General features: G+C 50.5%; 19 protein-coding genes. 6 read left to right on the top strand and 13 right to left on the bottom strand.

Annotated elements, in window-relative coordinates:
- Positions 1–275: 275 nt before the first annotated feature.
- From LKD70_RS16010 to melA, 5 genes are all read right to left on the bottom strand, one after another.
- A complete protein-coding gene (locus LKD70_RS16010; protein ID WP_227708880.1) occupies positions 276–1,646 on the bottom strand; it encodes an MATE family efflux transporter in 1,371 nt (456 codons plus the stop codon).
- A 253-nt stretch (positions 1,647–1,899) separates the two neighbouring features.
- Positions 1,900–3,021 carry a sulfate/molybdate ABC transporter ATP-binding protein gene (locus tag LKD70_RS16005; RefSeq protein ID WP_227708879.1) on the bottom strand — a complete coding sequence of 374 codons (1,122 nt, stop codon included), beginning with the start codon at positions 3,019–3,021 and terminating at the stop codon, positions 1,900–1,902.
- 3 nt (positions 3,022–3,024) lie between these two features.
- On the bottom strand, positions 3,025–3,729 hold the full coding sequence (gene modB / locus LKD70_RS16000; protein ID WP_227708878.1) for a molybdate ABC transporter permease subunit: 705 nt from the start codon (positions 3,727–3,729) through the stop codon (positions 3,025–3,027).
- 111 nt (positions 3,730–3,840) lie between these two features.
- On the bottom strand, positions 3,841–4,743 hold the full coding sequence (gene modA, locus LKD70_RS15995; protein WP_227708877.1) for a molybdate ABC transporter substrate-binding protein: 903 nt from the start codon (positions 4,741–4,743) through the stop codon (positions 3,841–3,843).
- 171 nt (positions 4,744–4,914) lie between these two features.
- The gene (melA, locus tag LKD70_RS15990; protein ID WP_227708876.1) at positions 4,915–6,378 is read right to left on the bottom strand and encodes an alpha-glucosidase/alpha-galactosidase; all 1,464 of its coding nucleotides are present in this window, start codon (positions 6,376–6,378) and stop codon (positions 4,915–4,917) included.
- A 275-nt stretch (positions 6,379–6,653) separates the two neighbouring features.
- Here melA and LKD70_RS15985 point away from each other — a divergent pair, with 275 nt between their 5' ends.
- A complete protein-coding gene (locus LKD70_RS15985) occupies positions 6,654–7,607 on the top strand; it encodes an AraC family transcriptional regulator (protein ID WP_227708875.1) in 954 nt (317 codons plus the stop codon).
- 24 nt (positions 7,608–7,631) lie between these two features.
- On the opposite strand, the gene xdh is transcribed toward LKD70_RS15985, so the two are convergent.
- From xdh to ssnA, 7 genes are read right to left on the bottom strand one after another with little or no spacing between them, the layout of a single operon-like run.
- Positions 7,632–10,220 (bottom strand): selenium-dependent xanthine dehydrogenase, encoded by a 2,589-nt coding sequence (xdh, locus tag LKD70_RS15980; protein ID WP_227708874.1) that lies wholly within the window; start codon positions 10,218–10,220, stop codon positions 7,632–7,634.
- A 17-nt stretch (positions 10,221–10,237) separates the two neighbouring features.
- Positions 10,238–11,614, bottom strand: coding sequence for a selenium-dependent molybdenum cofactor biosynthesis protein YqeB (gene yqeB / locus LKD70_RS15975; RefSeq protein WP_227708873.1), 1,377 nt, complete (start codon positions 11,612–11,614; stop codon positions 10,238–10,240).
- A gap of 35 nt (positions 11,615–11,649) precedes the next feature.
- Positions 11,650–12,456, bottom strand: a complete 807-nt coding sequence (yqeC, locus tag LKD70_RS15970) for a selenium cofactor biosynthesis protein YqeC (RefSeq protein ID WP_227708872.1) — start codon at positions 12,454–12,456, stop codon at positions 11,650–11,652.
- A complete protein-coding gene (gene hydA, locus LKD70_RS15965) occupies positions 12,443–13,810 on the bottom strand; it encodes a dihydropyrimidinase (RefSeq protein WP_227708871.1) in 1,368 nt (455 codons plus the stop codon). The genes yqeC and hydA overlap by 14 nt, the downstream gene beginning before the upstream one ends.
- A gap of 46 nt (positions 13,811–13,856) precedes the next feature.
- A complete protein-coding gene (gene ygfK, locus LKD70_RS15960) occupies positions 13,857–16,853 on the bottom strand; it encodes a putative selenate reductase subunit YgfK (protein ID WP_227708870.1) in 2,997 nt (998 codons plus the stop codon).
- Between the two features lie 13 nt (positions 16,854–16,866).
- A complete protein-coding gene (locus LKD70_RS15955; RefSeq protein ID WP_227708869.1) occupies positions 16,867–18,297 on the bottom strand; it encodes a uracil-xanthine permease family protein in 1,431 nt (476 codons plus the stop codon).
- A 17-nt stretch (positions 18,298–18,314) separates the two neighbouring features.
- On the bottom strand, positions 18,315–19,649 hold the full coding sequence (ssnA, locus tag LKD70_RS15950; protein ID WP_227708868.1) for a putative aminohydrolase SsnA: 1,335 nt from the start codon (positions 19,647–19,649) through the stop codon (positions 18,315–18,317).
- Between the two features lie 308 nt (positions 19,650–19,957).
- Between ssnA and LKD70_RS15945 the strand changes: the two genes are divergently transcribed.
- From LKD70_RS15945 to arcC, 5 genes are all read left to right on the top strand, one after another.
- Positions 19,958–20,605, top strand: coding sequence for a helix-turn-helix transcriptional regulator (locus tag LKD70_RS15945; RefSeq protein ID WP_227708867.1), 648 nt, complete (start codon positions 19,958–19,960; stop codon positions 20,603–20,605).
- Positions 20,606–20,634: 29 nt separating this feature from the next.
- On the top strand, positions 20,635–21,840 hold the full coding sequence (gene dpaL / locus LKD70_RS15940) for a diaminopropionate ammonia-lyase (RefSeq protein WP_227708866.1): 1,206 nt from the start codon (positions 20,635–20,637) through the stop codon (positions 21,838–21,840).
- Between the two features lie 114 nt (positions 21,841–21,954).
- Positions 21,955–23,265, top strand: a complete 1,311-nt coding sequence (locus LKD70_RS15935) for a YgeY family selenium metabolism-linked hydrolase (protein WP_227708865.1) — start codon at positions 21,955–21,957, stop codon at positions 23,263–23,265.
- A gap of 92 nt (positions 23,266–23,357) precedes the next feature.
- Positions 23,358–24,551 (top strand): knotted carbamoyltransferase YgeW, encoded by a 1,194-nt coding sequence (gene ygeW, locus LKD70_RS15930; protein ID WP_227708864.1) that lies wholly within the window; start codon positions 23,358–23,360, stop codon positions 24,549–24,551.
- 15 nt (positions 24,552–24,566) lie between these two features.
- Entirely contained in the window at positions 24,567–25,511 is a 945-nt protein-coding gene (arcC, locus tag LKD70_RS15925) for a carbamate kinase (RefSeq protein WP_227708863.1), read from the top strand.
- 91 nt (positions 25,512–25,602) lie between these two features.
- On the opposite strand, the gene LKD70_RS15920 is transcribed toward arcC, so the two are convergent.
- Complete coding sequence (locus LKD70_RS15920; RefSeq protein ID WP_227708862.1) at positions 25,603–26,580, bottom strand: DUF4340 domain-containing protein; 978 nt, start codon at positions 26,578–26,580, stop codon at positions 25,603–25,605.
- Between the last annotated feature and the right edge of the window lie 242 nt (positions 26,581–26,822).

The raw sequence follows: 26,822 nt of genomic DNA, 5'->3' as shown, positions 1-26,822 counted from the left end.
AAGCTGAAGTTCTTTTTCTATAAAAATTTCTTCATCTGTTAAGTGAAAGTAGGAAATATCAAAAATATCAGCAACTATGCAGCATTGACCGCAGTGAAGTGAATTATCATGAATAATTCAGGTTTAATAATCTTTAAAATTTCTTCCGGATATTGTCACAGTGGATTCACATTTCCCTGCTATCCTTAGACTATGAAAACAGAAGACAATGGCTGTATGTACAGCCTGTATGTATGGCCATTGGACTTCGCCTAAATAAAAATATACAGCAGTTTTTATACATTCCCGGCAGCACTGCCGCGGAATATTTTTTTGAGATCAATTTTAATCACATAGTAATACATTCCGATCAGCAGCAGCGCTGCGAGCAGCCATGCAGCCGGACTTGCGAGGCATACGCCAAGATAGCTTCTCTGTTCCGATGCAATCACTGCAACCACGCCTCTTCCAACAAGCTCCGCTACACCGGCCAGCATGGGAAGAAGACCATAGCCCATCCCCTGGATTCCATTTCTGTATATATTCACAATTGCCAGAGGGATAAAGAACATTCCCACACACTTCAGATACAGATCCACGGAGCCCATAATCTGATCCACATTCTCTGACACAAACAGATACGACATATATTTTCCCACAGTCATGACAATCGCCGCTGCAAGGAAAGAGTAGACAATTCCGATGATTGTGGACGACTTAAATCCCTGACGGATACGCGGCACATTTCCCGCTCCCATGTTCTGCGCGCCATAGGTAGCCATTGTCGTTCCCTGCGCGGTAAACGCCTGTGTAACGACCTGCTCGATCTTTGTCGCAGCGGTAAAAGCCGCCACCTGAGTAGACCCGAGAATGTTGAGTGCCGACTGTACCATCATCGTTCCGATCGCAGTGATCGAATACTGAAGCGCCATCGGAATCCCGATACGGATCTGCGTTGCCAGAAGGCCTCCTGACGGATGCCAGTCATTCTTTGTCATCCGCAGCACCGGCACCTTTTTTACAATATACACAAGACACAGAAGACCGGACACGCCCTGCGAAACAACTGTAGCAACCGCTGCTCCCGCAGCACCCATCCGAAATACAATGATCAGCACAAGGTCAAGTACAATGTTCAGAAGCGCCGAAAGAATCAGAAAGTAGAGAGGAACTTTGCTGTTTCCAAGCGCCCTTAAAATACTCGCCAGAAGATTGTACATCATCTGTGCCAGGATTCCGCCGCTGACAATCATAATATAAGCGTACGCATCCGCAAAGATATCGGACGGCGTATTCATCAGCGTAAGCCAGGGCCGCATCAAAAGCATAAACGCCGCTGTCAGAATCACGCCCACAATCAGGGAGAGAATTGATGCGCCTGCCACCGTTTTCCGCATAGCCGGCATGTCTCCCGCTCCGAACTTCTGTGCAGTCAGAACCGTAAAACCGGCGGTCATCCCAACCACAAAGCCATAGATCAGAAACATGATCGTACCGGTACTTCCCACTGCAGCCAGCGCTTTTGTCCCTACAAATTTCCCCACAATAACCGCATCCGCCATATTATAAAACTGCTGGAATACATTCCCGATAAAGATTGGAAGCGTAAAATTCAAAATGATGCTCATCGGCTTTCCTGCCGTCATGTCCTGCTGTACTGCTTTCATAACCGTTCTCCCACATTTCTCTGCTTTTCTCTGTTTGACGCCATTTTCGGCCATCCCGGTTTTCCGCTGTTTATCGCAATCCCGGACTCTGGTTCATCGCCGCTGCAATAAAGAAAGATATGCCTGAATGTGACATATCTTTCTGTTTTCTCACACGAGTGCTCATTATATACCAGAAGAGTCCCGTTGTAAATATAATTTGCTCACTTTTTACCTGTTTTTCAATTCTTTTTTAACGGGAAACAGCGAGGCGCTACCGCAGAAAGAGCATTTTGTCCTCTGCAAGCTCCAGATAGTCCGGAAGCCCCCTCTCTTCCAGCCTGCCGATCTTTTCCCTTTGAACAAACCAGCAGATTCCCTGCTTCAGATAATAATTCCGCTCAAACGGAAGTTCAGCAACGCTCTCCAGATCCAGCTTCAGCAGATTTGCGCCGTTCCCACAGGCAGGCCGGGCCGGCTCCCAGTCGGAGTCTCCCTTAGCGCTGTCTGCATCCCATACAGGGGCAGAATCTCCTTCCACTCTGTCCGCATTCCATACGGGAATGAAATCGTGGGCTCTGTACCCGATCCATGTTGTATACTCCGGGATCTCCGCCTTCGTACACACGGTAATCCCCCAGTCTTCCGCTTCCAGAGTATGGCTGTCGATCCGCCGGACTCTGGAAAAGTTCTTGCAGCCCGTAAGTCTTGCCGCTTCCCTGATCACGGGGTTTCGGAAGATTTCCTTTGTCTCGCCCGACACGACAATTTTCCCCTGGTCAATCACCAGAAGCTCCTCGCTGAACCGGTAGACCTCATCCCGGTTATGGGACACCATGATGACCGTTCCCTTATAATCTTCCAGCATCTCAATCAGTTCCTTCTGAAGCTGGTCCTTTAAATACATATCAAGGGCAGAAAACGGCTCATCCAGCAGAATCACATCAGGCTCATATGCCATAATTCTGGCAAGGGCAACCCTCTGCTGCTGCCCTCCCGAGAGATGTCCCGGAAGCCGTTTCTCCAATCCTTCCAGGCGGAATTTTTCCACCATCTGACGAACCTTTTCCTCCTTCTCTTCCCGGCTTCCCCTCAGGCCGGCCGCTATGTTTTTCTCCACACTCATGGTAGGAAACAGAGCGTAATTCTGAAACAGATAGCCCACGTTTCTCTTCTGGGGCTTTAAATTCACCTTCTCCGCTTTGTCGAAAAGAACCCTGCCCTCAATCTCAATTCGTCCATCATCAGGAGTTTCAATTCCGGCAATGCTTTTAAGCGTCATGCTCTTCCCGCATCCTGATGCCCCAAGTATCCCGATCCGCCGTGAATCGCTGCGGAAGCTGATATCCAGCTGAAAGCTTTCAAGTTTTCTATGTACATCTACAGAAATCGACATTGCCTACCACCTCCCGATATGTTTCATCTTGCTTCCGGAGATAAGGTTCATGAGGAAAATCACGACAAAGGCGATAATGATAACGATAACTACCCACACTCCGGCTGTCAGATAGTCCCCGTCCTGTATGACCATCGCGATTTTCTGGGAGATCGTCCCGGTTTTTCCCGGAATATTTCCCGCCAGCATGGAAGTTGCTCCGTACTCGCCAAGTGCCCTTGCAAATGTAAGAATCGTACCGGACGCAATCCCCGGTCCCGCCGTCGGCACGATAATCTTCCAGAAAATCTTTGTATCCGACATTCCAAGTGTGCGCCCCGCATAGATCAGGTTCGCATCAATCTGTTCCATGGCCGCCCTTGCGTTTCTGTACATCAAAGGAAAGGCAATTACCGTAGCCGCTATAATACAGCCGAGCCACGTCTGCACTACTTTAAATCCGAACTCATCAAACAGGAACTCTCCCAGCGGCCTTCTTCTGCTGAACAGAAGAAGCAGGAAAAAGCCGGCTACCGTTGGCGGCAGAACCATGGGAAGCGTCAGTATGCCGTCTATGACAGCCTTCTTTCCTCTCGACGCCTTCATTACTTTTCTCGCCGCAAAAATACCGAGAAAAAAGGAAATGATTGTCGCCACAATTCCTGTTTTCAAAGAAATAAACAAGGGACTCCAGTCCAGTTCTTCCAAAATCTGCCTGACCTCTTCCATGTGATCCTCCTGCCGGCAAAGGCGGGCACCTTCTGGCCCGCCTTCTCATTTTCCGCCGTTTTTCTGCTTTTTCCACTCACCGTTTTCCCGGTGCATCAGGTGAATTATTTCTTACTCTACGTTTGTGTCGAAGTAGTAGGAATCAAAGATTGCCTTTGCTTCGTCTGAGAGAACGTAAGCCAGGAAATCATCAGCCGCCGCGTTCTGCGCGTCATCTGCCTCCTCATTTACCACACGTGCGATCGGATAGATAACATCACCTGTCAGATCATAGCTTACTGTCTGAAGGATGTCAAGATCGTCCTCATATCCGTATGTATCGGAATAATATGTTGTTCCGACCTCGCAGGAGCCTTCTACCACTGCTGTAAGAACCTTGCTTACATTATCCTGCTCACTGATCTCAACGCCGCCCAGAGCGTCGGACACTTCCTGTGTCGTAATGGACGCCGGATCATCTGTCTCCGGAAGCACGCCAAGATTGATCAGAGCCTGTCTCGTATATCTGCCGACCGGAACGCTTCCGCCTGCAAGCGCAATGCTCTCTGCATCGCCGAGATTCTCAAGTCCGGTTACCGCTGTGCCGCTGTCCTTTAATGTAACGACAACAACCTGGTTATTCACCACATTGGCTCTTGTTCCCTCTACCATAAGACCGTCTGCTTCCAGATCATCCATCTGCTTCTGTGCTGCCGAGAAGAAGATGTCACACTCGTATCCTTCCTGAATCTGTGTCAGAAGTGTTCCGGAGCTGTCCGCATTGAACGTGATTTTCACTTCCGGGTGTTCCTCATTATACTTCTCTGCGATCTCTGTCATAACCGTATTGAGGCTCGCCGCGATAAATACCTGGATCTCTGTCTCCTCCGCTGTTTCTTCTTCTGCGGCGGTATCCTCACTTGCCGCTGCATCACTTTCAGACGAGTCACTGCTCTCACTGCTGCTTCCAGAACATCCTGCCATGGAGAATACCATCACTCCTGCCAGAACCGCTGCAAGAATTCTCTTTTTCATAATTGTAATTACCTTCTCTTCCCTGCCTGAGGCAGATTATTTTGCAATAACAATAGTATAACCGATTGTTTTTTAAAAAACAATCGGTTATAGGGAATTTTTGTCAATATTTCTGTTTTTTCCCGCAATTCAGGCAAAACGTTCTTGCAGTTTTACTCCTTTTATACCGGTTTACACCGTAATCTTCCTTGCCTCGTGTTCTGCTGCAACCTCTTCCGGAGTCTTCTCCCTGAGCCTTGCCGCGCCGTGATAATCCTTTGTCGGAATCAGATTTCCTTTCGCCAGATTTTCTTTTGCAGCCTGTATTGCCTCTTTATACTGAGGCAGCCATTCTTCCTGAGCAACCAGCATCTCATCGATCATCTGCCAGATCTCAGGCGGGTTGCACACTGCTCCTGTAAGCGGATCCATCATTGCAGCCTGTTTTAACAGTTTCACATCGCCGTGCACTGCCGCCTCGACAGAAAGTTTCTGCACCCAGATGGACTGGGAGCACACAGCCGCACATCCAAGCGGCAGATCGCCCACCTTCGGAACGCTGATACCGTTTCCGTCCACATAGCACGGAACCTCCACCACGGATTCATACGGCAGGTTCGTAATACAGCCCTCGTTCATCACATTAAAATGTCCGCGGTACACTCTTCCTGTCTCCAGAGACTCCATAATGTAGGAACAGTGCTCTTTTCCTCTCTGGGAACCGTCCAGCTTCGCCGGTTCTTCCGCCAGGATCTTAGGATAGTCCGTTTCAAACCAGTTTCTCTCTTCTCTTGTCACTCTTAAGTAGCCGCCGGTCTCACCGTTGATCCAGTTGTCCAGGTTGATCCAGTCTTTGATCTCATCCGGACGCTTTCTGTACCATGCCACATACTCGGAGAGATGTCCGTTGGACTCTGTGGAGTAATAACCAAAGCGCTTCAGCATATCGATGCGCACTTTCTCCTCGTCGCGGAATTTCTCATGTGCCTCAAATCCGGCAAGAAGTTTCGGAATCATATCCTCCCCGTTATGCTTCACGGAAATATACCATGTCTGATGGTTGATTCCCGCACAGACAATGTCAAGCTCCTCTCTCGGGATTCCGAGAACTTCCGCGATCTGGATCTCTCCGTGAATCTCGCCGTGGCACAGTCCGATTGTGCGGACTCCGCCGTACTTGTTGCATGCCCAGGTGGCCATCGCATTCGGATTGGAGTAGTTCAGCATGATCGCACCAGGTTCTGACACTTCGCGGATATCCTTGCAGAAGTTCAGCATCTCCGCGATTACTCTCTGTCCGTACATGATGCCTCCCGTGCAGAGCGTATCGCCCACACACTGGTCAACGCCGTATTTCAGCGGAATCTCGATATCTGTCTCAAAGGCCTCCAGACCACCGATGCGGACACAGTTTACTATGTATCTTGCGTCTTTAAATGCCTCTCTTCTGTCTGTCGTAGCCTCGATTTTTACCGGAATGCCGTTGGCGTCCAGATCTCTCTGGCAGAGCGCCCTCGTCTTTTCCAGGTTGTCCGCGTTAATGTCTGTAAAGGAAACCTCGATATTGTGAAATTCCGGAACCGACATAATGTCCGTGAATAAAGTTCTTGCGAAAACAAGGCTTCCCGCTCCGATAAATGCAACTTTAAAACTCATAGCATACCCTCCTGATATCATTTTCTTTTTCCGACATTTCAGCCTTTCTCTTTGCTTTTGCTGTCTGACGCCATTATATCTTCTCTCTTTTCTCCATGTGCAACCTTTTGACCGCTCTTATTTCAAATGCAATATATTGTCGTATTTATTTTTTCGTGCTACACTGTTTTCAGCAGTATACAGCAGCAGTCACAAACAGATGCGCCCGGCTCAACGGACGCTCACAGTAAAGACAGCCGTCAGAAGTTTATTAAAAACAGGAGGATACCCATATCATGAACACTTCCGCAGACACGGTCCTGAAGGCTTCAGGAAACAGCACCGGAATCCCGTCCAAAGCGCTCAAAGGGGATATCACCGCCTTTTACGCGCTTTCCCTTCCCGAGTTTCATATGCCCGCCCACTCGCATGAGAGTTTCGAGATCATGTATGTGACAGCGGGAAGCTGCACGATTTTCTGCGAAAACGAAGTCTTCCGCGCAGACCCACATCATTTTGTCTTCATCGGCTCCTGTGTCCCGCACCGGCTTGAGATTGTTCCCGAAACTCCCTGCTCCATCTTAAATCTCGAATTCAGCCTTTCCCGCCGGGACGGTTCTCTTGATCTTACGGATCTTCCGGAAAAGAGCGGGGATTTTCGTGATTTTTGGAAGAATATGCCGCATTATCTCTGCGGGGCGGACATGCGGAATCTGGGATACGCCCTGAAGGACCTGATCTCCCAGCTCCAGAGATCATCCGGACAGTCCGGCTTCCTCCTCTGGCTTCTCCTTGCAAGAACCCTGGAGGAACTCGCCTTCTGTGCCAACAATAAAAGAGAAACCGCAGGCCTCCGCTATCTCAGGAAGGCATGCGGTTATATCGAAGAAAATATTCACGAAGAGATACGCGTGCCTGATGTGGCAGCTTTTACCGGGATCAACAAATCTTACCTCCAGTCACTGTTCTCCCGTTTTCTCGGATGCAGCATCATCGGATACGTAAACCGGAAACGAATGGAGGAGGCCGCGTTTCTCCTGACCAACAGCTCGATGAGCATTACTGACATCGCGTTTTCCACAGGGTACAACAGCCGCCAGCATTTTGCCCACACGTTTGAGAAGCATTACGGCACCGGCCCCATGTCCTACCGGCGGCTTCACGCGCGGAAGCTGACCGCGGACACAGGGACGGAACAGTATTTTATTCACGGAAATGAAGTTTCCTCTCTCAAACTGACCGGGGACTGACTGCGAAAACGCCGGCTGCAAAAATCACTTCTTTTTCTTCTTTGAATAGAACGTATCTTCCAGCGGGAGCTCCGTCCTGAACACATGATCAAACGCATAGTATGCCCCCTGTGCCGCAGGCGCGGTCGGAATCGCGGCGATCTCGCCGATCCCTTTGGAGCCATAGGCAAACGGCAGGAGCTCATCCTTCTCCACATAGATGGCGTGGATATCCGGAATCTGCGTAGATCTCATCAGTCCCAGCGTACCGTATTTTGCCTGTGGCACACCGTTCTTTAACGGGAACTTCTCTGTCAGCGCATATCCAAGTCCCATAAGTACGCCGCCCTCGATCTGTCCCTGAATGGCAGTAGGATTAACCACCTTTCCTGAATCATGGGCAGCATAGACCTCTTTTACCTTGCCGTCATCGTCCAGTATCACTACATGGGTGGCAAATCCATATGCAATATGACTCTTCGGATACGGCACATCCGCGCCCAGCTTGTCTGTAGGATCGAAAAATTCCTCGTAATACTCCTTTCCCTCAAGCTTAGCGAGATCTCCGCCCGCAGCCTCCAGATCTTTCCTTAAATCCTCGGCTACTCTGCGGACCGCCTCTCCGGTAATCAGTGTCTGGCGTGAACCGGAAGTTGTTCCCGAGTCCGGTGCCAGTTCAGAGTTCGCTCCCATATTGATAATCTGCTCTTTGCCAAGTCCTGTGGCCTCAGCGGCCATCTGCACAAAGATCGTCGCGCATCCCTGGCCGATGTCGGAAGCCGCGCTGTAGAGCTCCACTTTCCCGTCATGGACGATCAGCTTTGCCCTTCCCTTGTCCGGCAGGCCTACTCCTACTCCCGCATTTTTCATCGCGCAGGCAATCCCCGCTCTTCCCGGGTGGCTCTCATATACATCCTTCACCGCCAGAAGCGTCTCCTTCAGAGCAGTTGAGCAGTCCGCAATCTGACCGTTCGGAAGCACTTTTCCCGGCTCAATGGCATTTCTGTAGCGGATCTCCCATGGAGAGATTCCGACTTTTTCCGCCAGAAGATTAATCGTCGCTTCCAGCGCGAACTCACTTTGGCAGACCCCAAAGCCTCTGAACGCTCCGGCAGGCGGATTATTTGTATAATAACCATATCCTCTGATATCTGTGTTCTGATAACAGTACGGTCCCACAGAATGTGTGCACGCACGTTCAAGGACAGGCCCGCACAGGGAAGCATAGGCTCCCGTATCCATATAAATATCACAGTCAAGCGCCGTAAAAATACCATTTTCATCACAGCCAAGAGTAAATGTCCCGTCCATTGCGTGGCGCTTCGGATGGAAGTTGATAGATTCCTGGCGGGAGAAAGTCACTTTTACAGGTCTTTGCAGCTTCACAGCAGCCAGCGCCGCAATGTGCTGGGCAGACACATCTTCCTTTCCTCCGAATCCGCCGCCCACAAGCTTGTTCTCCACCACGATGCGTTCCGGCTCCCATCCAAACATAAGGGATATTTCATGGCGCGTATCATAAACGCCCTGATCACTCGAGAGCACCTTTACCCCGTTCTTGTATGGAAAGGCCACCGCGCATTCCGGCTCCAGGAAAGCGTGTTCCGTAAACGGAGTCTTAAATCGCTGTGTTACTACATATTTGGAATTGGCAAGCGCAGTTTTCGCGTCCCCCCTTGTCACATGACGGCTCTGGCAAAGGTTTCCTTTTGAATGTACTTTGGGGGCATCTTCCGCCATCGCTTCCCAGACGGAGGTCACGGGTTTGAGTTCTTCATAATCAATCTCGACCAGCTTCTTCGCTTCTTCCAGAACTTCTTTATTCTCCGCAACCACGAGGCAGATCGCGTCCCCGACACATCTTGTAATACTTCCTTTGGCAATCATTACATCCCAGTCAGGCTGAAGATGCCCTACCTTATTATGCGGCACATCATCAGCTGTGAAAACAGCGAGCACTCCCGGAAGCTCAAGCGCTTTTTCAAAACGGATATCCAGAATCCGGGCACGCGGATACTTTGAACGCACCGCGGATGCATATACCATTCCCTCCATCTCCACATCATCCGCATATTCACCGTAACCGAGCACCTTTTCCCGGACATCTACGCGGAAGGCTCTCTCACCCACACCATAATCGTCCCCCTTCTCCAGACTTTCTTCAATCTTGGCATCCCCGCGGAGGATCGCGGCCGTAAGCTGGATTCCTTCAATAATTTTTTTATAACCTGTACATCGGCATATATTTCCCTTTAAGGCTGTTTTAATCTCTTCCTCTGACGGATCAGGATTTTGATCGATCAGCGCTTTGCCTGCCATCACCATTCCCGGTGTACAAAAACCGCACTGTACAGATCCCATTGCTCCAAAGGCGTAGACAAACGCCTCTTTCTCAACGTCACTGAGTCCCTCGGTTGTGATAATATTTTTCCCGACCGCACGTTTCGTCGTCAGGACACAGGACTTGACCGCCTTTCCGTCCACGATGATCGTACAGGTGCCGCAGGCTCCCTCGCTGCATCCGTCCTTGACTGAATGGAGGTGCAGATCATCTCTTAAATAGCGGAGCAGCGGTTTATCCACGTCCGTGCTCCTCGTTACCCCATTGACTGTAAAAGTATAACTCTCGCTCATTTCCATTCATCTCCTCTCTATTCAGGAAGGTCAGCCGCCTCAAGAATATCTTCCTTTCTGTCGATATCCTTCAGCTCTTCCAGATCTGTCTGGACAACCCGCATCTTCTCCGGGTGACTGCGCATGACCTGGCGGCCGCCCTCATCGCCTGAGAGCCCCATAAGTTCCTGAAAATATTGTTTATCCCATAAAACCGGATTGCCTGTCCGCGTGCCGTTTCCCGCGCAGACAACGCTCCCCGGATGGCGTGCTGCCGTATTAAAAATCTTCTGCATCGTCGGAACACCGAGACTCGGCTGGTCGCACACAGAGAACATCACGCCTCTTAAATCCGGATGGTCTTCCGCCGCTCTTTTCAGCCCCAGTTTCAGAGACCGGGAAATTCCAAGCTCAGGCTTCCTGTTCCACACAGGTGTAATTCCCCGTCTCTGCGCCTCCTCCGCAATTTCCTCCGATCCGGTCACAATATATGCCGGAAATGAACCGAATGCCCCGACCCGGTCCAGTGTGTGCTGATAGAGCGGCCTGTCTTTTATAAAAGCGGCCAGCTTGTTTCCTCCGAAGCGGACCCCCGCCCCCGCCGCCAGCACAACGACCGCGAACGAGTCTTTCATTCTTTCAAATCCGGTCACCGCCTCGAGCACACCGCCGCCGATGGCTCTCGCTTTATCAGATATAGTATAACAGTGGGATATCTCTGCCCGCGCATCGATATCCCCTATCTTCAGATTTTTGCTGACTTCAACGCCGCCCTGCAGCATTCCTCGGACAATCCCGGTCATCAGCGCATAAACCGGAACCCCTCCGGTCACCGCCACGATCTGGCCTTTCTCAACATAATCTCCGATCTTTACTTTCGGTTCAAGCAGACCGTCTGAAGCGGCGCGGATCAGACGCTCAATTGTATATCCCGCAACATTTCCCGGGACGCCTGTGTTCGGAATCGGCTCCCCGCTCCAGATAATGTTCCCCAGCGTGTGGCCTCTTTTTGTCTCTACCACACAGTTGCAGTCTTTCCCGGCTGTAAACCCGGGTCCCACTCCGATGACAAACGGGGCGTCTGTGATCTTCGTCCCGATATTTTTCTTTGCAAGGATCGCATCGATGATCACATCCGGACAGAACCATTTCCTGCTGGAAGCTTCCGGATCGATCATAACCGCGATATCCCCCGCATCCATGATCTCCTGCGCGGACTGTTCATCCCTGGCCAGTATTCCTGTCATGTTTTCCACTTCCGCGCGGCCCTCGTACACCGCTCTTGAGAGCGCCACAGTCCGCCGCACTGTAAGCGGAACTTCGATCTCCGTCATAAGAAGCCGGTGTCCTGCACCGTATAGTCTTGAAGCAATTCCTGTCGCCAGGTCTCCGGCTCCCCGTATCAGTATTTTCATAAAATCATCATGCCTGCCTTTCGACCTTTTCAGGTTCACTCCTCTCCTGCACAGCTGACTTCACCGCACCGCCCGGTTACAACCACATGCTTGATGCCGGCCTTTTCCAGCAGCCTGCATATTTCAAGCGCGTCCTGACGCTGGCTCTCACGGTCCGCCTTATTTATGACAACCGTATACTTCGCACCGTCCGGACATCCTTTCTTTCCGGCCTGCTCCGAAGAAGCCAACTTAACGATATCCCCGTATGTGATCTGTTCCGATCTCGTCTTTCCCAGAAACTGTTCTGCCAGCTCCAGCCGGAAACATACTTCTTCCATCGTCTTACCGACCGTCTCGATCCCATATACATTGAGGAGATGGGTTGTCTGGGGAATGATAACCGGCTCATGTCCCGCCGGGATCTTCATCGGATGCCGCCTTGCCCCGTCCGCTTCAATAAGTACGGGAATCTTCCAGCTCAGGATCTGCGAAAAAAGCTGATCCTCCATCTGCCCCAGCCTTCCGCCGCGCACCGGCGTTCCGACCCAGGTCTGTCCGTAACGCTCAAGCGACTCCTTCACTTCCTCCGCAGAAGGATCTGCCAGAAACCACGGCTCATCTTCTTTCTGAATATGCGTCGTGGTGGCTGCGACGACCTTCTTTCCCACACGGACATACTCGTCCGCCAGTCGGTGCAGAGTCGTCGTCTTTCCGCCTCCGCCGACAACTGAAATCACCGCCGGCTCATCCTCATCCAGACCGAGCGCCTCAAAAAGCGATGATGCCCGGTGAAGCTTCTGCTCCCTGTATACCCAGCAGCATGCAGACATCCCGTTCACCTCCGCCCTACTCATTTCCATGCCGGACATATACTCCGGTATTCTCTGCCAGGACGCGGCCGTTCATAGCCGCGAGTGTTCCTCTTAAGTAGACCTGCTCCGCTCTGCCCCGGATCTTTGTCCCTTCCATCGGACAGTAGTCACACGCAGACTGCTGTTCGTCCGCTGACATTGTCCACTCTATCTCCGGATTCCAGACAACGATATCCGCATCGCTTCCCGGGATGAGCGCGCCCTTCCACGGGTAGAGATGATAAAGCTTTGCCGGATTTTCCGCAAGATAGGCGCACATCTGTTCCGCCGTAATCCTGCCTTCATTTACGCCGAACTGCCAGATCAGCGCCGGTCTCTCTTCCGCTCCGGGCATGCCGCACGGCGTCTTCGCAAAATCTTCCGCTCCGGCGTCTTTCTGCTTTGCGGTAAAGCTGCAGTGATCCGTGGCGATTGTCTGGATTCTGCCCTCGTGAAGCGCCTCCCAGAGAATATCCTGATTTTTCTTTTTTCTGAGCGGCGGGGCAATCATATAGTGCCTTGCCTCCTCGGAAGGCAGGGAATATTTGCTCTCGTCCATCAGAAGATACTGCGGACAGGTTTCCACGTAAACCGTCTGTCCGCTCTCCCTGGCTTTTAAGATCTCCCTGTATCCCGCCGCCGTGCTTAAATGAACGACAATCACCGGCGTATCCACGCATTTCGCGATCTTGAGCAGACGGCTTACCGCCTCTGCCTCCGCCTCCTTCGGACGGGTCCACGGATAGTCTGACACATCCGTCCTCTCCCCTTTTGTCCGGAGCAGTTCTTTTAACCGCGCCTGGATAATGCCGTTGTTCTCGCAGTGTACTCCTGCGATCCCTCCCAGCTCTTTGAGCCGGGAGAGGATCTCATACATCGTTTCGTCGTCCACCATTGTGTCATAAGTCATATATAATTTGAAAGAACAGGTTTCCTTCTTCACGATCTCTTCCAGCTCCCGGCTGATCTCTTCATTCCAGTCGGTGAGCGCAAGGTGAAACGCATAGTCGCAGGAGGATACGCCGTCCGCCTTTTTATGCCAGTTGTCGAGCGCCTGCCTTAAACTTTCCCCTTCATACTGGGTGGCATAGTCTACAATGCAGGTTGTCCCGCCGGCGATCTCAGCCTTTGTCCCGGTTTCAAACCCGTCCGCGGTGACTGTATTGCTCACTTCCAGAGCCATATGCGTATGCCCGTCTATGAACCCCGGGAAAAGAAGCTTTCCTCTCACATCCACGATCTCCGCATCCTGAAAGGACAGATCTTCTCCCACCGCGAGAATCTTCTCCCCCTTTACGAGAATATCAAGCTGTCTCATTCCGTCACCGCTGACAATTGTTCCGCCTTTAAATAACCGTTTCATCACTGACCCCTTCTTTCTGTAATCTGTGCTTCGCGTACCAGTCTTTTCAGTCTTTCAGCAGATAAGCATAATCGGTGCAGACTGCCTCGATCAGCTTCAGAATTCCTTCCGGAATCCTTGTCTCCTCTCCTTTGCTCCACACATATGTGTCGCCGAAGAATCTGATTCTGCATGTCATCTTCTCTCTGTCAAGCACTGTAAATCCCTGGTTTTTACTGTCTTCCATGTCTTTCTCGTTCGCGAAGAGCGTGAACTTGTCCAGATACGGTGCGCTGTCATACGGGCAGAAGCTTCTGCAGTTGCCGCACTCGTTGCACATATAATCCACATGGATAATCTGGTGCTTCTCCATGCCCGGCACACGAATGGAGATGTTTGCCCGGTTCGGACATACCTCCACGCAGTTCTCACAGATTCCCGGGCATCCGAGACACCGTCCGCTCTCTTCCGCGCCGTCTTTCGCATCCGCAATATTTCCTTTTCTGCTGTAGATCTCGTCCTCGTCCATGTCAGGATCGAGGTCTCTTACAAGCTTCTCTCCCGCCACAGCTTCCGCCGCTTTCAGTCCGTCGCGGATTCCTTCCACAACCGTCGCCGGTCCGCCGAGGCCGTCGCCCACGACATAGACGCCCGGAAGATTCGTCTCACAGGTCTCTTCGCTGACAATCGCACGTCCTCTCTCGTTTACATGAATGCCGAGAGACTCATAGAATGCCGTCGGTACTTTCTCTCCTACTGCAGCGATCACTGTATCTGCCGGAACTTCTCTCTCTTCGCCGGTCTCCACAACGCCTCTTCTTCCGGAAGCGTCATAGTCGCCAAGCTTCATCACTTTGCAGAGCAGTTTTCCATCTTCTGCCTTCATCGGGGCAAGCAGTTCCATAAACTCAACGCCGCCTTCCACTGCCATGACAAGCTCTTCCTCGTCCGCCGGCATATAGCGTTTTGTTCTTCTGTATACAAGATACACATGTTCCACGCCCTTTGTGCGCTTCGCAGCTCTTGCAGTGTCCATGGCTGTATTTCCGCCGCCGATCACGACTACATTCTTTCCGATATCAAGATCTCCGTCTTTTTCCTTGAACTCTGCCAGGAACTCAAGGGCATTGACTGCCGCTCCTTTTTCCAGGCTTAACACACCCGGCTCCGATGCTCCAACGGCGAGAATCACGTCCGTATATCCCGCATTCTTCAGCATATCAAGATCTCTGATCTCCGTATTGAGGCTGACAGTTACCCCCATCTTCTCAAGCAGAGCCGCGTCTTTGTCGATGGCCTCCGCCGGGATTCTGAATCCCGGAATCACATTGCGGACCACTCCGCCAAGCGCTCCTGTCTTTTCAAACAGAGTCACCTCCATACCGGATCTGCGCAGGAAATAGGCTGCCGCCATTCCCGCGGGGCCGCCGCCGATCACGGCCGCTCTGCCCTTTCTTGTTATGTGAGGAGCTGTAATCCCACCCATAAGTGCGTCATAGCCGTTCTCTGCAGCAACCAGCTTCATGCCGCGGATATGCACCGAATCTTCATAGAAATTGCGGGTACATTTTCCCATACACGGGTGGGCACAGATCGTTCCCGTAATAAACGGAAGCGGGTTCTTCTCCGTGATCACCTTCATGGCCTCTTCATATTTTCCCTCGTTTACAAGTTTCAGATACATTGGAATATCCTGGTGAATCGGACATCCCTCCCGGCACGGAGCCACAAAGCAGTCCAGAAGCGGCACCTGCTTCTTCATCTTCCTGGACGGAAGCGGCTTAACCGCCTTTACGTGATGCGGATTTGTGCGCACTTCTTCCACAAGCTTCGCGGTTTTTTCCGGGCTTACCCCTGTGAATACATCATTTTCCTTCTCAAGGAGTTCCGCCATCTGAATCATTCTTTCATATCCGCCCGGCTTTAAAAGTGTGGTCGCAACCGTCACCGGCCAGATACCCGCGTCAACGATATCCTTAATATTGTGATAATCCGCGCCGCCTGAATAGGAGATGCGCAGTTTTCCATCAAATTCTTTCGCCAGCTTTGCCGCGAGGGAGATTGAAAGCGGATACAGAGACTTCCCTGACATATACATTTCTTCGCTTGGCAGTTCGTTTTGTTTTACATCAACGGGGAAGGTGTTCGTGATCTTTACTCCGAACTCCAGATTCCGCTCCCCGCAGACCTTCATCAGCCGTGTAAGCATGGGAACCGCATCTTCATACTGAAGATCATCTCTGAAGTGGAAATCACCGAATGCAACATAGTCATATCCCATGTCGTCCATAATCTTTCTGGCGTACTCATATCCAAGCAGTGTTGGATTACATTTAATAAACGTATGAAAGCCTTTCTCGGTAATCAGATGCATGGCAATTCTCTCAATCTCCTGGGGCGGACAGCCGTGGAGCGTGGAGATTGTCACAGAATTACAGATATCTCCGGAAATACTCTCGATATCTTCTTTTGTTACATTCTCAAACAGTTCCGCATGGTCCAGAAGATATTTTCTGCATGACATAAATATATCCGAATCCTGCGCATGTTTCATAGTGTTGAGGAAATTATCGATCTTCTCGGATTTAATGCCTTCCAGATCATACCCCACACTGATATTGAACTGAAATCCGTCCATGCTGCCAAGTCCGAACTCTTTCGCCATCACTTTGCACAAAAACCACGCTTTGATATACTCCTCCATGGCCTGCGGCACATAAAGCTCCGTGGACCACTCACAGTTATAGCACTCGTCGTCCGCTTTGATACAGGGTTTATTCACGCAGGCAGACAGCTCTGCGCCGTCCATGATCTGCACAGTCTTAAGCTCAAAGAAACGGCTTCCCGTGTAATATGCAGCCGCGATGTTCTGCGCCAGCTGTGTGTGGGGGCCTGCAGCGGGCCCGACAGGAGTCTCAAGCTTCCTTCCGAAAATCGTTCTGTCATACCGGCTGTCCGCGCGGTATGAATGGTGCTCCCCGAACACCGTTCCATATTTCTTATGTTCAGTCAATGTCCAGTTTAAAAGCTGTCCAAAAGACATTGGTGTCATAATATCACTCATCGTTTGCTCCTCCTTACTTTGCCTCCGGCTTGTCCTTCGGCAGAATCAGATTCAGTATCACCGCAAAAATCGTAGCCAGCACAACCGGCGATGAAGCGAATGTATTATTAATGATTGACTGGAAACTCTCCAGGCTCATGCTCATGTTCAGAGCGCCGTGAATTGCCGCCGTCATATAGTCCAGACAGCCCTCGCTTAAGGAAACTCCCATACCGATGGCAATGGACAGCCCCGCGACGGTTGTGTTTCTGTAAGTCAGCTTCTCAGTCACAAGAAGCTTGATTCCCGTCATCGCAATGGATGCGAATACGGAAGCTACCGCTCCGCCCAGCACGCACTGCGGAATAGTTCTCAAAAGAGCGGAAAATTTCGGAATCAGGCCCGCAACAAGCAGGATCATCGCTGCTGCCGTAAATACCTTTCGCGCCACAACCCTGGTGGAGCCGACAATACCGACGTTCTGACTGTATGTCGCCGTGGGCGGGCAGCCAAACAGCGCCCCTATAATGTTGCTGATCCCGTAGCCGATAATACCGCCGTTCAGTTCATCATCTGTCGGAAGACGGTCCATGCCGCCGGTTGTCGTCGCGGAGAAGTCCCCCATAGCCTGAATCGAATTGACAAGGAACAGGATTCCAAGCGGCAGAATCGCTGATATATCAAATTCTATTCCAAAAGCCAGCGGCATTGGAACCTGAAACCATCCGGCGGAGGACAGAGCAGAAAAGTCTACCATACCAAAGAACAGGGCTACCACATACCCGCAGAGCAGGCCAATCAGGATGGATGCCAGCTTGAACAGCCCTTTTCCATAGTGGTTCAGCATTACGACAATTCCCAGCGTGATAAAGGCAACAAGCCAGTTCTGCCAGGAACCGAAAACAAGCGCCTCTGTCTTTCCCTGCTGCTCCACGATCACCTCATATGTATTGGATGAGTTTCCGGCCATGTAATTAATTGCCGTGCTGTAAAGCGAAAGTCCGATTGCCAGAATCACGGTGCCGATGACAAGAGGCGGGAACACTTTCCTGATCTGCCGGATAAATAAGCCTACAACGATCGCAACAACACCTCCGATGATCATGGCACCGAAGATTGTATTTACATCCTTCGCCTGTGCCGCGATCGCCGTCATCGTCGGGACGTACGCAAAGCTTACGCCGATAATTACGGGAAGCCCTGATCCCAGTTTAATCTTCTGGCCGTAGAGCTGAAGCAGTGTGGAGAGGGCCGCGAATACAAGGGATACCTGAATCAAAAGTCCCATGTCTACATTTCCGCCCGCATTATTTGCTGCGTTTGCCACGAGAATCGCCGGAGTCACGCATCCTACGACCGCAGCCAAAACATGCTGTGCGGCTAGGGGAAGAATCTGTCCTATGGACGGGTTTCCGTTCCATTTAAATAATTCGCTGCTGTCCCTCTTCATCTTTTCATCACTCATTTTTATATCCTCCGTTTTCAGTGGCTGTTGATTCTCTCAGCCAGAGCCTTTGCCGCCTGCCTGCAGTCGTCCATCACCTTTGCTTCATCAATATGTGTAAGTTTTCTGTCCTTCATCAGGACTTTTCCGTTTGCAACCGTTGTCACTACATCGTGTCCGGTCACTCCAAAGACAAGGTGACTGTTGATGTTGTTTTCATTTAACGGCGTAAGAGGATTATAAGCCACAATGATCACATCACCTGCTGCCCCTTCCCTGAGCACGCCCAGCTCCGGTTTGAAGTATCTGGCCGCAATCCTGGCGTTGTTCCCGAAAAGCATCTCCGGCACCTCTCCCCATGCCGCATTGGGATCGCAGAGATGATGCTTGTGAAGAACATTTGCCACCTTATAGGATTCCATCATATCATGGGTGTATCCGTCTGTTCCGAGGCCGGTGAGTATTCCGCGGTGTACAAGCTCCATCGTAGGCGGGCATCCGCAGGCGTTCCCCATGTTGGATTCCGGGTTATGAACAACCATCGTACCCGTTTCCTTAATCAAATCCATCTCATGGGGATTGATATAGATGCAGTGTCCCAGAAGCGTCTTTTCTCCGAGTATTCCGTGATCCATCAGCCTGTCCACAATCCGTTTTCCGTAGTGTTTCAGGCAGTGGTGAAGGTCCTCAATCCCCTCTGCCACATGAATATGGTATCCGACCTCATCGGGCTTGTTCGCCGCCGCCAGTTCCATCGTCTCGTCCGAGATTGTAAACTGCGCGTGCATTCCCATCATGCCGGCGATCATCCCCGAGTCATCTTTGAGCGCGTGCCGGATAAATTCCGCATTCTCCATCACGGACTCCTTTGCCTTGTCCATCCCGTCCCTGTCTGAAATCTCATAGCAAAGGCAGGAACGCACCCCGGTTTCTTTTGCCGCCTTCTCGATCTCAAAGAGCGAACCTCTGATTGCCCCGAAGCTTGCATGATGGTCAAAAATTGTCGTCACACCGTTTTTGATGCAGTCAATATAAGTAGCCATTGCACTTAAATATGTATCGTGCAGTGTGAGATTCCGGTCGATTGTCCACCACATTCCGTCGAGAATGTCAAGAAAGCCATGCGGATCATATCCGTCAATGGACATGCCTCTGGCAAACGAGCTGTAAATATGCTCATGGGCGTTGATGAAAGCCGGCATAATCAGTCCGCCTTTTGCGTCGATATACTCCGCATCCGGAAATTCTTTCTTTACATCCTCCGTCTTTCCGATCCGGCAGATCAGACTCCCGTCCATTGCCACTGCCCCGTCCTCGATCAGAGGCAGCGCCGCGTCTCTTGTGATCACCTTTCCGTTACCTAAAACCAGCATCTTGTTTTCTCCTTTTAGTTATATTTTTTATTTGTTTCCCGTGCATCATTCTTTTATTTATTTTCCACATAATTAAACCCGCGTATAAAATTTTTACCGGCAGGAAAATGTGCACTTCGCACATTTCTCCTGTCTTTCGCTTATAGAATACCATTAATATTATCCAAATGCAACATCATTCCTAAATATTTTTTAGATTGCCTAAAAATTTTTTAGAAAAAGTATTGACTCTGTATTTTTTTATGCTATGATGAGTTTAGAGACACGGATTAAACCCGCAGATTATTCAGGAAACGGCAGGTGAAACTATGAACCGGAAGCTTGATTTTTTAAAACAGGTCGCACACGGGCTTGCCGCTCAGTTCGGCAGTTCCTGTGAAGTCGTCATTCACGATCTCACAAAGAAAGACCTGGACAAATCCATCGTCTATATTGAAAACGGCCAGGTATCCAACCGCCATACCGGCGACGGCCCTTCCGGAATCGTGCTTGAAACGCTCAGTTCCGATCCTGAAAAGATCCACGACAAACTTGCCTATCTCACCCGCACGGATGACGGACGGATTTTAAAGTCCAGTACTCTTTATATCCGCGATGAAAACGGGAAGATTGTCTACATCTTTTCCATAAACTATGACATTACAGCGCTGCTTGCCGCCGAAACTTCCATTCGCGGTCTGATCAATACAGAATCAGAAAGCGAATCTGAAGAAAAGCCTTCCGATCAGCCTCAGAAGATCACGCACAATGTAAATGAACTTCTCGACATGCTGATTGACCAGGCAATCGCAAAAGTAGGAAAACCGGTTGCCCTGATGACCAAAGACGACAAGGTAACAGTTGTACAGTACCTGAATAACGCTGGGGCTTTCCTGATCACCAAGTCCGGCGACAAGGTCTCATCCCTTCTGGGAATATCCAAATTTACATTGTACAGCTACATGGACAAAGGATAACTGACTACATATTAAAAGGAGGTTCCATCATGGAAACAATCAAATGGGCAGTAAACCAGATGCCCAGGACAGAAGATGCCAATTTAAAAGTCATGGGGCTTGACGAAGTCAGAAAGGCACGTACCTTTCACCAGAGCTTCCCCCAGTACAGTGTCACACCGCTGGCAAAACTCGATCACATGGCCGGACGTCTCGGGCTGAAAGAAGTCTATGTAAAGGACGAGTCCTACCGTTTCGGGCTGAATGCCTTCAAAGTGCTTGGCGGTTCTTTTGCCATGGCGCGCTACATAGCAAAACAGACGGGAAGGGACGTGTCAGAACTCCCGTACAGCGTCCTTACATCCGACGCGCTCAGGGAAGAATTCGGACAGGCAACCTTCTTCACAGCGACTGACGGAAATCACGGCAGGGGCGTTGCGTGGGCAGCAAACAAACTGAAACAGAAAGCGGTTGTCCTCATGCCAAAGGGAAGTACACAGACAAGGCTCAACAACATCCTGGCAGAGGGCGCTGAGGCGACGATTGAAGAATACAACTACGACGAATGTGTCCGCATGGCAAATGCATTAGCAGAGAAAACCGAGAACGGAGTTATGGTTCAGGATACTGCCTGGGACGGATACGAAGAGATTCCTTCCTGGATTATGCAGGGATACGGAACAATGGCGATGGAAGCTGATGAGCAGCTTCATGAATACGGATGCGAACGTCCGACTCATGTATTTATTCAGGCAGGAGTCGGGTCCCTCGCGGGAGCTGTCCAGGGATATTTTGCAAACCGCTATCCCGAAAACCCGCCGAAAGTTGTTGTTGTAGAAGCCGAGGCCGCTGCCTGCCTTTACAAGGGAGCATGCGCGGGCGACGGAGACATCCGCATTGTAGACGGCGATATGGTAACGATCATGGCCGGACTTGCATGCGGCGAACCGAACACAATCTCATGGGATATCCTGAAAAACCACGTTGATACATTTGTCGCATCCCCTGACTGGGTAGCGGCAAAGGGAATGCGTATGCTGGCCGCTCCCGTTAAGGGAGACCAGCCGGTGACATCCGGAGAGTCCGGAGCAGCTCCGTTCGGAACACTTGCCTGCATTATGACAATGGATGAGTACAAACCGTTAAGAGACCACCTTGGACTGGATGAGACTTCAAAGGTTCTCCTCTTCTCCACCGAGGGAGACACAGATCCCGAACGGTATGAGTCCATCGTCTGGGATGGAAATGAAAAATAGAACCGGGCATTCCGCCAGCGGATATTAACGGACATTAATATAAGGAAGCAACAGGGAAGACAACATAAATGTAACAGGAAACGATGATTCATAAATTAAAAAGGAGAAAAGACAATGGACTACAACAAAATCAAAGAAGCCGCACAGGGATATCAGAAGGACATGACCGCTTTCCTTCGCGCTATCGTAAAAAATCCGGGCGAAAGCTGCGATGAAAAAGCACATATCGACACAATTGCCGCAGAGATGAAAAAACTTGACTTCGATGAAGTTGTCATCGATCCTCAGGGAAATGTCATCGGTTATATGGGAACCGGAGAAAAAATCATCGCTTACGATGCACATATCGACACAGTCGGAATCGGAAACATCGACAACTGGACATTTGATCCGTACGAGGGCTATGAAAATGAAACCGAGATCGGCGGACGCGGTGTGTCCGACCAGTGCGGCGGCCTTGTATCTGCCGTATACGGCGCAAGAATCATGAAAGACCTTGACCTGATCCCCGAAGGATGCAAGATCATGGTAGTCGGAACTGTTCAGGAAGAGGACTGCGACGGACTTTGCTGGCAGTACATTATCAACGAGGACAAGATCCGTCCGGAATTTGTCGTTTCCACAGAGCCGACAGACGGTGGAATCTACAGAGGACAGAGAGGGCGTATGGAGATCCGCATCGACGTAAAAGGTGTTTCCTGCCACGGTTCCGCTCCGGAGAGAGGCGACAACGCAATCTACAAGATGGCCGACATTCTTCAGGATGTACGTTCACTCAACGAGAATGACGACGCAGACGAGACAGAGATCAAAGGTCTCGTAAAGATGCTCAACCCGAAATACAATCCGGACTGGGAGGAGGCCCGCTTCCTCGGACGCGGAACTGTCACAGTCTCCCAGATCTTCTATACCTCCCCGAGCCGCTGCGCGGTAGCGGATTCCTGCGCGGTATCTCTTGACCGCCGCATGACATTCGGAGAGACATGGGAGAGCTGCCTGGATGAAATCCGCGCACTTCCAAGCGTAAAGAAATACGGCGACGATGTTGTCGTTTCCATGTACAACTATGACCGTCCGTCCTACACGGGATGCGTATATGAGATCGAGTGCTACTTCCCGACATGGGCGATTCCGAAGGATCATAAAGTGACAAAAGCTCTTGAGAAGGCATACACCTCTCTGTACGGAGACAAGAGAATCGGGGCAGAGGAGACACTTGAAATGCGCCAGGCGCGCCCGCTTACCGATAAGTGGACATTCTCCACAAACGGTGTGTCCATCATGGGAAGAAACGGTATTCCGTGCATCGGCTTCGGACCGGGAGCTGAAGCACAGGCACATGCCCCGAACGAAAAGACGTGGAAACAGGATCTCGTTACATGCGCGGCTGTGTACGCAGCGCTTCCGGGAATTTACTGCGAGTAAATACGCACCCTGCACTAATCAGGGCGTATTCGCCCGCCGCTTACGGAATAATTTAAAATTCTGACATTCAATTCAAGGAGGATAAACAAAAAATGAAAACTTTACAGGATTACATCGACAAGCTGAACAAACTGAACTTTAAGGATATGTACAACGGAGACTTCTTCCTCACATGGGAGAAGACAGACGACGAGCTGGAAGCCGTATTCACAGTAGCTGACGCTCTGCGTTTCATGAGAGAGAACAACATTTCCACAAAAGTATTCGAGAGCGGTCTCGGAATCTCTCTCTTCCGCGACAACTCCACACGTACCCGCTTCTCATTTGCTTCCGCCTGCAACCTGCTGGGTCTTGAGGTACAGGATCTGGACGAAGGCAAATCACAGGTAGCTCACGGCGAGACTGTCCGCGAGACAGCGAACATGATCTCCTTCATGGCAGATGTAATCGGTATCCGCGACGATATGTATATCGGCAAGGGAAATGCTTACATGCACGAAGTTGTAGACGCTGTGACACAGGGAAACAAGGACGGAATCCTTGAGCAGAAACCGACGCTTGTAAACCTGCAGTGCGATATCGACCATCCGACACAGGCAATGGCTGATATGCTTCACATCATCCACGAGTTCGGCGGCGTAGAAAACCTGAAAGGCAAGAAGATCGCCATGTCCTGGGCTTATTCTCCGTCCTACGGAAAACCGCTCTCCGTTCCGCAGGGAATCATCGGACTGATGACACGTTTCGGAATGGACGTTGTGCTTGCTCATCCGGAAGGATACGAGGTATTCCCGGAGGTAGAGGCTGTCGCAGCTGAAAACGCAAAGAAATCCGGCGGTTCCTTCACAAAGACAAACGATATGGCAGAGGCATTCAAAGACGCTGACATCGTATATCCGAAGAGCTGGGCTCCGTTCGCAGCTATGGAAAAGCGTACAGAACTGTACGGCAACGGCGACTTCGACGGAATCAAGGCACTGGAGAAAGAACTTCTTGCGCAGAACGCGCAGCACAAAGACTGGGCATGTACAGAAGAACTTATGAAAACGACAAAAGACGGCAAGGCGCTCTACATGCACTGCCTGCCGGCGGATATCACAGGTGTAAGCTGCGAGGAAGGCGAGGTTGACGCAAGCGTATTCGACCGCTACAGAGACCCGCTCTACAAAGAGGCCAGCTACAAACCGTACATCATCGCAGCTATGATCTTCCTCGCAAAATTCGCTGACCCGGCGGATATCCTCAAAAAGCTGGAAGAGAAAGGCACACCGAGAATCTTCAAATAATCGGGAGGCAGGTTTATGGAAAAGAAGAAACGTATCGTAATTGCCCTGGGCGGAAACGCCCTCGGCAATACCCTGCCGGAGCAGATGAAGGCAGTGAAAATCACCTCCCGCGCAATCGTTGACCTGATTCAGGAAGGATGTGAAGTCGTCGTAGCTCACGGGAACGGACCTCAGGTGGGAATGGTAAACAATGCCATGATTGCACTCACTCACGAAGATCCGCAGCAGCCGAACACACCTCTGTCCGTCTGCGTAGCCATGAGCCAGGCATATATCGGATACGATCTGCAGAACGCGCTGAGAGAGGAACTTCTGAACCGCGGAATCACTGATATTCCCGTAGCGACAATGATCACACAGGTAAGAGTTGACGCGGATGATCCGGCGTTTGAGCATCCGTCCAAACCAATCGGACGGTTCATGTCCAAAGAGCAGGCCGATATGATGGCGGAGAAATATGATTATATTATGAAGGAAGACGCAGGGAGAGGCTACCGGCGCGTGGTTGCTTCCCCGAAACCCCAGGAGATCATTGAAATCGGAACAATCCGTACCATGGTCGATTCAGGCGATCTTGTTATCGCCTGCGGCGGCGGCGGTATTCCTGTCATGCGTCAGGGCAACCATTTGAAAGGCGCCAGCGCTGTAATTGACAAAGATTTCGCAAGCTGCCTTTTGGCAAAGGAACTTGACGCGGACTTTCTGATCATTCTGACTGCTGTGGAAAAGGCTGCCATCAATTACGGTAAGCCAAACGAAAAATGGCTCGGCGACATTACCGTAGACGAAGCGAAGCAGTACATAGATGAAGGACATTTTGCTCCCGGCTCCATGCTTCCAAAGGTACAGGCAGCTGTAGATTTCGCCCAGTCCAAGCCCGGACGGCAGGCGCTTATCACACTGCTTGAGAAGGCAAAAGACGGGATTCTCGGGAAGACCGGAACAAGGATTCATCTGTAAGTCAATTGCCGAAAAGGTGTTAGAACTCCTAAAATACGAAAAGAGCTGCCGGCCGGCAGCTCTTTTCGTATTTTCTTTTTGTATTTATTACTCAGAAAAACTCATCCGCCAGATTTTCCACATCTTCCAGATTCGCCAGGAAATACTGAGCGCCGTTCACGCTGATCACAGCGGACTCATCGTCATACGGATAATAGCTGATTTCCACATCCGACACATCATCCGTGTTTCTGAAAAACCGGATATCAAGAAGAGGCTGTGTATCTTCAGACACGCTTTCTTCCTCCGGGAGCTCTTCCTTGATAAAAACATCAAGCAGTTTTACATATGTTTCATTGTATTCATCTTCTTCCACTTCATGTCCGTCCATCACATATCCCTGATCTCCGACAGACATGGTATAAAGTTTATCTCCCTGTGATATTTCAATACTGGATACAGTCTTCGTATCTACAAGGACCGGAATCTTCAAAATATATTCAAAGGGGTTAATTCCAAACAGCGCATCAACAGCAGATCCCGGAAAAATAAACACCTGATCCGAGCCAGCCAGAGATGCGTAATAATTCCCGCTGCCATCCTCCGATCCGACAGAAAGCCGCAGCATAGAATCCGGCGCATCACTTCCGTCGCTTGTAAGCGCCAGGCAGACTTTCCTCGCCGTATCAGTAAGTCCCGCTTCGTCAAACGTAATGCCGCTTGTATCCTCAGTGAGCCGTATCGCAGCAAGATTTTCAAAAAGATTGTAAAGTTCTTCTGTATTCGGAGTAACAGACGAATCATAGGGAACTGATACCTCCCAGTAATCATATGCCTCCTTGTAATCCTGCGGCTCATATGACACCGTAAAAACTTCCTGTCCGTTGTCTTCTATGCTGATTCCTCTTATATAATCTGCATTAATACTGTAATCCGTCTGGTCAGGCAGTTCTTCCTTCCAGGCGGTGATCTCATAAGTATCCTCTGTTATATTCAGCTCCTGCCTTGTGTACTCATCGCTCTGGCAGCCCGCAAGTCCCAGGCACGCAAATCCCATCAGAACTGCTGCGGAAATTATTCTTCTCTTCATCAGTCAGTATCCTCTCTTTTCTCTGGACTGTTCGCGGTATTTTGTCCGTCCGGCACCAGGTGCCGCGTCAAATCCCCCCGCTCTGACCAACACAAATATACCACATCTTTATATGATGATGTCGGGGTCAAAAGCCTTAGAAATAGAATCTTGAAAATTTAATATTTTACAGTAAATGCAAGCTTTTTTGCCTTTCACGAGTTATACTAAAAATAGTTTTTGAAAGGTGGTATGCTTCATGT

This window comes from Ruminococcus turbiniformis, assembly GCF_020687545.1.
In the GTDB taxonomy this organism is placed as follows: domain Bacteria; phylum Bacillota; class Clostridia; order Lachnospirales; family Lachnospiraceae; genus Mediterraneibacter; species Mediterraneibacter turbiniformis.
The sequence above is the reverse complement of the archived record's forward strand: the minus strand, read 5'-3'. Positions and strand labels throughout refer to the sequence as shown.

Excerpts from the sequence above, each read along its gene's own strand:
- LKD70_RS16010 (WP_227708880.1), bottom strand. The coding sequence starts at position 1,646 with ATGAAAGCAGTACAGCAGGACATGACGGCAGGAAAGCCGATGAGCATC.
- LKD70_RS16005 (WP_227708879.1), bottom strand. The coding sequence starts at position 3,021 with ATGTCGATTTCTGTAGATGTACATAGAAAACTTGAAAGCTTTCAGCTG.
- modB (WP_227708878.1), bottom strand. The coding sequence starts at position 3,729 with ATGGAAGAGGTCAGGCAGATTTTGGAAGAACTGGACTGGAGTCCCTTG.
- modA (WP_227708877.1), bottom strand. The coding sequence starts at position 4,743 with ATGAAAAAGAGAATTCTTGCAGCGGTTCTGGCAGGAGTGATGGTATTC.
- melA (WP_227708876.1), bottom strand. The coding sequence starts at position 6,378 with ATGAGTTTTAAAGTTGCATTTATCGGAGCGGGAAGCCTTGTTTTCGCA.
- LKD70_RS15985 (WP_227708875.1), top strand. The coding sequence starts at position 6,654 with ATGAACACTTCCGCAGACACGGTCCTGAAGGCTTCAGGAAACAGCACC.
- xdh (WP_227708874.1), bottom strand. The coding sequence starts at position 10,220 with ATGAGCGAGAGTTATACTTTTACAGTCAATGGGGTAACGAGGAGCACG.
- yqeB (WP_227708873.1), bottom strand. The coding sequence starts at position 11,614 with ATGAAAATACTGATACGGGGAGCCGGAGACCTGGCGACAGGAATTGCT.
- yqeC (WP_227708872.1), bottom strand. The coding sequence starts at position 12,456 with ATGGAAATGAGTAGGGCGGAGGTGAACGGGATGTCTGCATGCTGCTGG.
- hydA (WP_227708871.1), bottom strand. The coding sequence starts at position 13,810 with ATGAAACGGTTATTTAAAGGCGGAACAATTGTCAGCGGTGACGGAATG.
- ygfK (WP_227708870.1), bottom strand. The coding sequence starts at position 16,853 with ATGAGTGATATTATGACACCAATGTCTTTTGGACAGCTTTTAAACTGG.
- LKD70_RS15955 (WP_227708869.1), bottom strand. The coding sequence starts at position 18,297 with ATGAGTGATGAAAAGATGAAGAGGGACAGCAGCGAATTATTTAAATGG.
- ssnA (WP_227708868.1), bottom strand. The coding sequence starts at position 19,649 with ATGCTGGTTTTAGGTAACGGAAAGGTGATCACAAGAGACGCGGCGCTG.
- LKD70_RS15945 (WP_227708867.1), top strand. The coding sequence starts at position 19,958 with ATGAACCGGAAGCTTGATTTTTTAAAACAGGTCGCACACGGGCTTGCC.
- dpaL (WP_227708866.1), top strand. The coding sequence starts at position 20,635 with ATGGAAACAATCAAATGGGCAGTAAACCAGATGCCCAGGACAGAAGAT.
- LKD70_RS15935 (WP_227708865.1), top strand. The coding sequence starts at position 21,955 with ATGGACTACAACAAAATCAAAGAAGCCGCACAGGGATATCAGAAGGAC.
- ygeW (WP_227708864.1), top strand. The coding sequence starts at position 23,358 with ATGAAAACTTTACAGGATTACATCGACAAGCTGAACAAACTGAACTTT.
- arcC (WP_227708863.1), top strand. The coding sequence starts at position 24,567 with ATGGAAAAGAAGAAACGTATCGTAATTGCCCTGGGCGGAAACGCCCTC.
- LKD70_RS15920 (WP_227708862.1), bottom strand. The coding sequence starts at position 26,580 with ATGAAGAGAAGAATAATTTCCGCAGCAGTTCTGATGGGATTTGCGTGC.